The organism is Candidatus Methylomirabilota bacterium (assembly GCA_036005065.1).
Taxonomy (GTDB): Bacteria; Methylomirabilota; Methylomirabilia; order Rokubacteriales; family DASRDR01; genus DASYQW01.
The window spans coordinates 1-8,537 of record DASYQW010000321.1; the positions used below are offsets into that span (position 1 = coordinate 1).

At 70.3% G+C, this 8,537-nt stretch carries 10 protein-coding genes; 3 read left to right on the forward strand and 7 right to left on the reverse strand.

The window, feature by feature from the left end; translation table 11 throughout:
- A partial coding sequence (locus tag VGW35_21610; GenBank protein ID HEV8310270.1) for a GNAT family N-acetyltransferase occupies positions 1-304 on the forward strand: 304 nt, incomplete at its 5' end.
- A gap of 209 nt (positions 305-513) precedes the next feature.
- Here VGW35_21610 and VGW35_21615 read toward each other — a convergent pair.
- From VGW35_21615 to VGW35_21645, 7 genes are all read right to left on the reverse strand, one after another.
- Positions 514-909: a cupin domain-containing protein gene (locus tag VGW35_21615; GenBank protein HEV8310271.1), complete on the reverse strand. Its 396-nt coding sequence runs from the start codon at positions 907-909 to the stop codon at positions 514-516.
- Positions 910-921: 12 nt separating this feature from the next.
- A complete protein-coding gene (locus tag VGW35_21620) occupies positions 922-1,833 on the reverse strand; it encodes a cyclase family protein (GenBank protein ID HEV8310272.1) in 912 nt (303 codons plus the stop codon).
- 13 nt (positions 1,834-1,846) lie between these two features.
- Positions 1,847-2,998: a sigma-70 family RNA polymerase sigma factor gene (locus VGW35_21625; protein HEV8310273.1), complete on the reverse strand. Its 1,152-nt coding sequence runs from the start codon at positions 2,996-2,998 to the stop codon at positions 1,847-1,849.
- A 59-nt stretch (positions 2,999-3,057) separates the two neighbouring features.
- Positions 3,058-3,501: a type II 3-dehydroquinate dehydratase gene (gene aroQ, locus VGW35_21630; GenBank protein HEV8310274.1), complete on the reverse strand. Its 444-nt coding sequence runs from the start codon at positions 3,499-3,501 to the stop codon at positions 3,058-3,060.
- Between the two features lie 201 nt (positions 3,502-3,702).
- Complete coding sequence (locus tag VGW35_21635) at positions 3,703-4,506, reverse strand: ABC transporter permease (GenBank protein ID HEV8310275.1); 804 nt, start codon at positions 4,504-4,506, stop codon at positions 3,703-3,705.
- Positions 4,499-5,272, reverse strand: a complete 774-nt coding sequence (locus tag VGW35_21640) for an ABC transporter ATP-binding protein (protein ID HEV8310276.1) — start codon at positions 5,270-5,272, stop codon at positions 4,499-4,501. Before VGW35_21640 ends, VGW35_21635 begins: the two co-directional genes overlap by 8 nt.
- A 113-nt stretch (positions 5,273-5,385) precedes the next feature.
- Positions 5,386-5,844: a transcriptional repressor gene (locus tag VGW35_21645; GenBank protein ID HEV8310277.1), complete on the reverse strand. Its 459-nt coding sequence runs from the start codon at positions 5,842-5,844 to the stop codon at positions 5,386-5,388.
- Positions 5,845-5,968: 124 nt separating this feature from the next.
- On the opposite strand from VGW35_21645, the gene gspE reads away from it, so the two are divergent.
- Positions 5,969-7,678 (forward strand): type II secretion system ATPase GspE, encoded by a 1,710-nt coding sequence (gene gspE, locus VGW35_21650; GenBank protein ID HEV8310278.1) that lies wholly within the window; start codon positions 5,969-5,971, stop codon positions 7,676-7,678.
- Positions 7,679-7,724: 46 nt separating this feature from the next.
- A partial coding sequence (locus VGW35_21655) for a type II secretion system F family protein (protein ID HEV8310279.1) occupies positions 7,725-8,537 on the forward strand: 813 nt, incomplete at its 3' end.

The following is an 8,537-nucleotide window of genomic DNA, read 5'->3' on the forward strand; positions in this document are numbered from 1 at the left end:
CAACGTGTTCAACCCCCGACGCGCCTACGACCACGTCGCCGACTTCTCCCTCTACGTCGACCGGACCTGCCGGGGGCGTGGGATCGGCCGTCGCCTCCTCGAGGCGCTGATCGCGCGTGCGCGGACGCTCGGCTATCACAAGCTCGTCCTGTCGGCATTCCCCTGGAACGAGGCGGGAACGACGGTGTATCGGCGGGCCGGCTTCCGGACGGTGGGGATCTACCGCGAGCAGGGCCTCCTGGATGGCCGCTGGGTCGACACCATCATCATGGAGAAGATCCTCGACGGCCCCAGCGCCCACTAGATCATGGGAGGGGGCCTCGACGGCCCCCTCCCAAACCCTCCCCCCGAGGGGGTGGCGTCGTCACAGGCGCTCGGAAGCGCTGCTCGACGCTCGGGGCGAGGTGCCGACCACCGAGGGCGGGGTGCATCGGGGAGTGCTCCGAGCGGCGACTTCGCCGCCGCCACGACGGGGGGGCATCGGGGGGGTCTTCCGAGACTCCCCCGAAATGACTACACGCGGCGACTGTGCTTCCAGATGGCGTCGTCGCGGAACTTCGCCTGCTCGCCCGGGGGCGCGAAGGTCCAGGTGAGGCGGACGTCCTCGTCGGAGGTGTTCACGACCCCGTGCGGCATGCCCTTGGGCACGAAGATGGCCGTCTCGGGACCGACCTCCACCTCCTCGTCGCCGATACGGGCCCGCGCCGAGCCGGCATAGATGAAGAGGATCTCCTCGGCGTGGTCGTGGACGTGGACGGGGATCTGGCTGCCCGGGTGGACGTCCTCGGTGCCCATCGCCAGGTGCTCGGCACCGGCGGTGGCGGGCTCCACCATCAGATGGACCCGGCGAGGAAAGCCGTCATCCGCGTCGCGCGTCTCGCTGTCGCCCTTACCGAAGATGCGTCGCATGCGGCCCCCCTTTTAGAAGAGCGCGATGGGGTTGACCGGGGACCCGGTGCCCCCGACGACCCTGAGCGGCGCGATGACCAGCATGAACTCGGAGCGCCCTTCCTCGGCGCACGCCTTCGCCAGGGGCTCCAGCAGCGCGTTGTCGAGCAGGGCGACTCCGTAGGCGAAGATTGCCCCGTGGACCGCCCAGGGAATGTCATAGCCGTTGGGGACGAGGTCCATCATGTCCCACACGAGCACCGCCACGTCGTGGTCGCGCAGGAAGGGCAGACACGAGGCGTGGAGCCCCGGCCGGCTGTCCGGCCCATAGGCCCGATCCGGATGCGCCGCCTGCCAGGCCTCTCGGCCGCTGTACACGGCCACCGCGTCCCCGGGTTCGAGTGTGACACCCTGGGCCTTGGCGATCTCCGCGAGCTCCCAGCCGTGGACCGGTCGCTCCTGGGTCACGCAGGGCTCGCCCCGGTACCGGGGAACGTCGAGGCAGACCCCGCGGGTGACGATGCCGTCGCTCCACGCTTCCACCCCGCCGAAGGCGGCCCCCTCGAACGTGAGCTCCCGGCGCGGATCGCGCCCGTTCCACATCCCACCCTCGTCCCAGGTGTGGCAGAGCGCGTCCAGGTGGGTGGAGGCCCACCCGTGATAGAAGATTCCGTAGAAGTCGGCGGCGAACCCCCCGGTGCCGCGTGGCACCGTCCGCATCCAGTGCTGGGCCGGCTGCGGGTTCCCGGGCCCCGGGCTCTTCGGAAACTCCCGGCTCAGCGAGACGCTCCGGCCGCTCCGCACCAGGGCGGCCGCCGCCACGCGCTTGCGGGCCGTGATCAGGTTGACCGCGCCGACCTGGTCGTCAGAGCCCCAGCGCCCCCAGTTCCGGCGCTCCCGCAGGTACGACAGCACTTCCTGGCGTTCCGGCAGCCGCTGGGCCACGATTCGCTCTCCTCTACGGCTCGACCCGGGATCGGATCGCGATGATCAGCACCCCCGACCCGTGGGGAGGACCCCCGATCAGCGCCGGGCGCCGCGGCGGCACGTCCATGATCGTGGCGATCTCCGTCACCGGCCCCCGTTGGATCTTCACGGCCACCCGGACGACCGGCGGACGGATGGCCAGCGGCTGGATCTGGAGCTCACGTCCCCCGGGCAGCGCAAACCGCTGTAGCATGCCGACCGGCATCGTGGTCTCGAAGGCGCTCATCGGCTCGTAGGTGCTGAAGCCGAAGACCTCCCGGAGCCGAGGCACCCAGGGCTGGAGCCGCACCTCTCGCCCGCAGCCGCCGCGGAGCGCGGGACGTTCCTCCCAGTCGTTGGGCGGCGGGGCGACGGTCTTCGGCGAAGTGCCGCCGCCGACGGGTGGTCGTAGCGGCGGCGTCGGCTTCAGGGTGCTGCCGGGCAGGGGCTCGGGGGCGTTCGACGCGAGGATGACGAGCGCGTAGACGCACACCTGGGGGACGGGCCCGGGCGGCGGGGGCGCCTGAGCGTGGCCGGAGACGGCGAGCCCGGACAGCAGGGCGAGCGCGAGCAGGGCGCCGAGGAAGCCGGGACCGAGGGCGTCCCGGAGCCGCTTCCGGGCATTGTGCAATCGCGACATCACGGTTCCCATCGGGATCGCGAGGACCTCGGCAATCTCCCGGTACGAGAGCCCCTCGATGTCGCTCAAGATGATAATGGAGCGGTGCTGCTCTGACAAGGATTCGAGCCCGCGTGCGATCTGCGCGCGACGTTCCGCCGAGGTGGCCTCCGCCTCGGGATCCGGATCCGTGGCCACCGCCGTCCGCTCCCACTCCTCCGGCGGGACGTCGTCGGTCCCCATGGACCGGGCCCGGGTGGCGCGCTGCCGCTTCCGGTCGAGGGCGAGGTTCATGGTGATCCGGAACAGCCACGTGTAGAACGCCGAGTCGCCCTTGAACTTCGGGAGGGATCGAAACGCCTTCACGAAGGCTTCTTGCGCCACGTCCAGCGCCTCCTCCTGGTCCCGCAGCACGCTGTAGGCGAGGCGGAACGTCTTGCGCTTGTACTTCTCGACGAGAAGCTCGAACGCCTCCGTCTCGCCGGCCTGGACTCGCTGGACGGTCTCCCGGTCCTCACTGCTCACGGCCCGGGTCCGCCCGCCGGGTTCCCCCCCTCCTCAGACCGCCCAAAGAGGCCCGTCATTCAGCGTCCGGCCAGACAGGCGAGGGCGGCGTCCAGGCCCAGGAGGTAGCTCTGCAGGCCGAACCCCGAGATCTGACCACGGCACACGGCGGCCGTCACCGAGCGCCGCCGGAACGGCTCGCGCGCGTGGACGTTGGAGAGGTGGACCTCGACGACCGGGATCGGGACGCCGGCGATGGCGTCGCGGAGCGCGTAGGAGTAGTGGGTGAACGCCCCGGGATTCAGCACGATGGCCCCGAAGCCCTCCCCGGCCGCGCCCTGCACGGCGTCCACCAGCACGCCCTCGTGGTTCGACTGCCGGCACTCGATCTTCACCCCGCGGACGGAGGCGTGCTGCGCGATGGCGGCGTCGACCTCGGCCAGCGTGAGCCGGCCGTACACACCCGGCTCCCGCTGCCCGAGGAGGTTGAGGTTCGGGCCGTGGAGCACGAGGATGGCGGTCATCGAACGTCCTCCTTCCGCACGGGGCAGCCGATCCCAGCATACACGCACGAGGGAGGCGTGCCGATCGTGGCAGATCGCGGGACGACGCGCAACCCCGGGCGGGTGTGCGCTTGCGGCCCGTCACCGAGTGGCAACCCGTAACGCGCGCGGCCCGGCGACCCCGGGCGGCAAGTGGAGGGAGACCCGCGAGGGCGCCGCCGACTACCGGCGGAAGTCCTCCTTCCAGGGCACCAGGTAGGCCTCCAGGGCGCGGAGTCCCCAGGTGCTGGCCAGGCCGAGGAGCGACAGCAGCACGAGGCCGACCATGAGCTTTCCCGTCAGCATGAGGTCGCCCGCGTGCAGGATGAGGAAGCCGATCCCGGTGGTGGCGTTGATCATCTCGGCCGACACCACCAGGAGCAGGGCGATCCCGGCGCCCAGGCGGTAGCCCGCCAGGATCATGGGGAGCGCCGAGGGCAGGATCACCTTCACCAGCACCTGACGCCGGACGGCACCCAGGCTCGTAGCGGCCTTCACCATCAGCGGCTCGGTGTCCCGTACGCCGGCGTAGGTGTTGATGACGACCGGGAAGAACACGCCGAGCGCGATCATGGCCACCTTCGGCGCCTCCCCGATGCCGAGCCAGAGAATCATGAGCGGGAGCAGGGCGATCTTCGGGATCGGATAGGTGGCGGCGATGAGTGGGTTGCCGACGGCCTCCACGACCCGCGAAGTCCCGAGAAGGAGCCCGAGCGCGGTGCCGGCGGCGGCCCCCAGCACGAACCCGAGGCCGATCCGCAGGAGCGACACGCCGAGATGACGCCCCAGCTCTCCGCTCCCCACCATGCCCACCGCCTCCCGCGCCACCGCCGTCGGCGGGGGCAGGAAGAGGGGTGAGACCAGCTGGAGCCGCGTCGCCGCCTCCCACAGCCCGACGAGGACGAGCAGCGAGACGGCACTCAACAATCGCCGGTCGCCCCCGCCGAGGGCCGGCGCCCCTTCGTAGACCACGATCCGGTCAGACATCCACGAACGCTTCCCGGGCGTCCTGCTTGATGAGCTGCCAGCACTCGTCCACCAGCGCGAGGAACGCCGGGGCCAGCAACGTGCGCTCATCACGCGGGCGCGGGAGCGGGATCGGCCGCGCGGTCAGGATCCGCCCGGGCCGGCGCGTCATGACGACGACGCGATCGCCCAGCAGGACGGCTTCCTGGATCTGATGGGTCACGTAGAGGATCGACTTCCGCGTCCGTTCCCACAGCGCCATCAGCTCGAGCTGCATCAGCGCGCGGCTCTGGGCGTCGAGCGCGGAGAACGGCTCGTCCATCAGGAGGAGCGCCGGTTCGACGGCCAGCGCGCGGGCGATGGCCACCCTCTGCCGCATGCCGCCGGAGAGCTGGTGCGGGTATCGGTCCTCGAACCCCTGGAGTCCCACCAGCTCCAGCAGGCCCCGCGCGCGCGCGTCCCGGTCCGGCGCCGGCATGCCCCGCACCTCGAGCCCGAACCCGACGTTCCCGAGCACCGTCCGCCAGGGGAACAGCGCGTGCTCCTGGAACACCATCGACGTCATGGCGGTGCTCTCGGCGACGCCCTCGAACACGACGCGCCCGCGGGTCGGGGGCAGGAGCCCGGCGATGACGTGAAGGAGCGACGACTTTCCGCACCCCGAGGGGCCGAGGATGGTGACGAACTCGCCGCCCTCGACGACGAGCGAGACGTCGTGCAGGGCCTCGATCGAGCGCCCGTCGCGGCCGGTGAACACCTTGGAGACGCCCTCGACGACGACACGCATCGAGGCCCCGACCTCAGTGACGGGATGCGGGGGGCATCCGCTACCGAGTCTAGTGCATGAGGCCGGCGACGTCGAGCGCGGTCTCCGCGAGGTAGAACAGCAGGAGGCCTATCTCAAGCCCCGACACGACGCTCCATCTCTTCCCGCTCGCACTCCCCGCACAGACCGAACAGCTCGAGGTGGTGCGAGCGCACCGCCACGCCGAGATCCGCTCCCTCGACCGGGCAGCGCCGGACGTCCTCGATCCGGCCGCAGGTCTCGCAGACGAAGTGGTGGTGGTGCGCTCGGTAGTCCTCGGCCAGCTCGTAGCGGTGGGCGCCGTCCCCGAGCTGAATGCGGCGCACGACCCGCAAGTCATACAGGAGATTCACTGTGCGGTAGACCGACGAGAGGTTGATCCGGCGCGACCTCGCCCACTGGCCGAGTCGCTCGTGAATCTCCTCGGCCTTCAGCGGGGTCAGGGCCTCGATCAGCACATGGAGGACAGCCCCGCGCGGGCGGGTCCAGGCATGGCCGGCAGTGGTCAGAAGCGCCCGGATACGCTCCACCTCGACCCGGGGGGCGCCGCTCATGATTGCAAAGAGCTTGCAAAAGCGCCCCGATGCCTGTCAAGGGAAACTTTGCTTGCGGTTCTCCGCCGCTCTCCGGTAACGTAAGAGCGCCTGAGGGTTGCGCTCGCAACGTCAGGAATTGGACATGGCGACCAGCCTCGATATCCCCTTCGGGCAGTGGCTCGTGGCGGCCGGCGTCCTCTCCGAACCCGACCTGGCGCGGGCGGAGGAGCGCCAGCGCGCGTCGGGGGAGCGGCTCGCCGATGCCATCGTCCGGCTGGGTTACTGCACCCCCGAGGAGATCGCCCGGGCGCTGGCTCGGCGCCTCGGGCTGTCATACGTGAGCCGCGAGGAGTTTCCCACCAGCCCTCCGTTTCTCCGGAACCTCTCTCCCCAGTACATGCGGCAGTACCGTTTCTGCCCTCTGGCGGTCGAGAACGGGACCCTCCTCATCGCCTGTGCCGACCCGACCGATCCCATTGCGTCCGACGAGCTCCGCGCGGCGCTCGGCCTCGACGTGCGCCAGGCCGTGGCGACCGAGCCGGCGATCCTGGAGGCGATCGAGCGGTACTTCGGGACCGGGTCGACGGCCGTGCAGAAGGTCATCGAGACGATCCGCGACGACGAGTGGGCGGGAGACGAGAGCGGCAGCGAGGACGTGAACTCGCTGCGCGACATGGCGTTCGACGCGCCGGTCGTGCGGCTCGTCAACCTCTTGATCGAGAACGCGGTGACCTCGAACGCCTCCGATATCCACATCGAGCCCTTCGAGGACAACCTGCGCGTCCGCTACCGGATCGACGGCGTGCTGTTCGACGCCGAGACCCCGCCCAAGCGGCTGCGGGCCGCGATCACGTCCCGGATCAAGATCATGGCCGAGCTCAACATCGCCGAGCGCCGGCTGCCCCAGGACGGCCGCATCCGGATGAGTCTCCAGGGGCGCCGGCTCGACATCCGGGTCTCCACCATCCCGACCATCCACGGCGAGAGCGTGGTCATGCGTCTCCTCGACCGGGCGGCCATCCTGATGCCCCTCGATCGGCTCGGCTTCGACCCGCGGACCGAGCGGCAGATCCAGCACATCATCAACCTGCCGCACGGGATGCTGCTGGTGACCGGCCCCACGGGCTCCGGCAAGACGACGACGCTCTACGCGGCGCTCGACAAGATCAACTCTCCCGGCAAGAAGATCATCACGATCGAGGACCCGGTCGAGTACCAGCTCCGCGGGGTGAACCAGATCCACGTCAAGCCCAAGATCGGCCTCACCTTCTCCTCCGGGCTGCGTCACATCGTGCGGCAGGACCCGGACGTCATCATGGTCGGTGAGATCCGGGACGTCGAGACCGCCGACATCGCCATCCACGCGGCGCTGACGGGACACCTGGTCTTCTCCACGCTGCACACCAACGACGCGCCGGGCGCGATCACCCGCCTCCTGGACATGGGCGCCGAGCCCTATCTGGTCGCCTCGGTCCTCGAAGGGATCCTCGCCCAGCGCCTGGTCCGGATCATCTGCGCCTCATGCCGCGTCCCCTACGAGCCCGAGCCGAAGGAGCTCCGCGCCATGGGCATCGACGAGGTGCCCGGCGACGCCGCCCTCCAGCGGGGCAAGGGCTGCGGCGAGTGCCGGGGGACGGGCTACCGCGGGCGGACGGGGATCTACGAGTTCCTCCCCATGACCGAGGACTTCCGCTCTATGACGCTGCGCAAGGTGCCGGGCCACGAGATCCGGCAGCGGGCGATCGCCGCCGGCATGACGACGCTGCGCCAGGACGGCTGGGCGAAGTGCTGTCTCGGCGTCACCACGATCGAGGAGGTGCTGCGGGTGACGCACGAGGACTCCGAGGAATGAGCGGACCCGGGACGCTGACCCCGTCGGGAGCTGCCGCGGCCTCCTGATGCCCGTCTTCTCCTATACCGCTGCGGACCGCGCCGGTCGCACGATCGACGGCGTGATGGAGGCGCATGACCCCCAGGGGGTCGTCGAGCGGCTCCATCGCGAGGAGTACTTCCCGATCCGGGTGGAGCCGGCCGACTCCGGACCGCGGCTGTCGCGGCTCACCCTGTTGCTCGCCGCCCCCCGACGGGTTCCGGCCCGCGACCTCCTCACCTTCACGCAGCAGCTCTCGACGCTGCTGGACGCCGGCATCCCGCTCGACCGTGCCCTCACGATCCTCGCCGACCTCTCGGTCAGTGACCGTTTGCGCGTCATCGTCCAGGATGTCGCCCAGAGCGTCCGGACCGGCTCGACGCTGGCGGACGCCCTGAGCCGCCATCACCCTCGCCCCTTCTCGCGCCTGTACATCAACACCGTGCGGGCCGGCGAGAAGGGCGGCGTTCTCGAAGTGGCGCTCCGGCGACTCGCCGAACACCTGGAGGCGACCCGGGAGCTCCGGGAGGCGCTGGTATCGGCGGCCATTTATCCGGCGTTGCTGCTCACGGTCGGCGTCGGGGCCGTGATCTTCCTGATGACGTTCGTGCTCCCGCGCTTCGCCGTCATTTTCAAGGATCTGGGCCAGGGATTACCCCTGCCCACCCAGATCCTCCTCGGCGTGAGCGAGTGGCTGGTAGCGTACTGGTGGGTCCTCGTCCTGCTCGCCATGGCGGGCCTCCTCTCCTGGCAGCTCATCACCCGGTCGGACGCCGGTCGCCTGGCGGTCGACCGCTGGCTGCTCACGCTGCCGGCCGTCGGGAATCTCCTTCGCAAGATC

Coding starts and splice junctions, on each gene's coding strand:
- VGW35_21615 (HEV8310271.1), bottom strand. CDS start 909: ATGCGACGCATCTTCGGTAAGGGCGACAGCGAGACGCGCGACGCGGAT.
- aroQ (HEV8310274.1), bottom strand. CDS start 3,501: ATGACCGCCATCCTCGTGCTCCACGGCCCGAACCTCAACCTCCTCGGG.
- VGW35_21635 (HEV8310275.1), bottom strand. CDS start 4,506: ATGTCTGACCGGATCGTGGTCTACGAAGGGGCGCCGGCCCTCGGCGGG.
- VGW35_21640 (HEV8310276.1), bottom strand. CDS start 5,272: ATGCGTGTCGTCGTCGAGGGCGTCTCCAAGGTGTTCACCGGCCGCGAC.
- VGW35_21645 (HEV8310277.1), bottom strand. CDS start 5,844: ATGAGCGGCGCCCCCCGGGTCGAGGTGGAGCGTATCCGGGCGCTTCTG.
- gspE (HEV8310278.1), top strand. CDS start 5,969: ATGGCGACCAGCCTCGATATCCCCTTCGGGCAGTGGCTCGTGGCGGCC.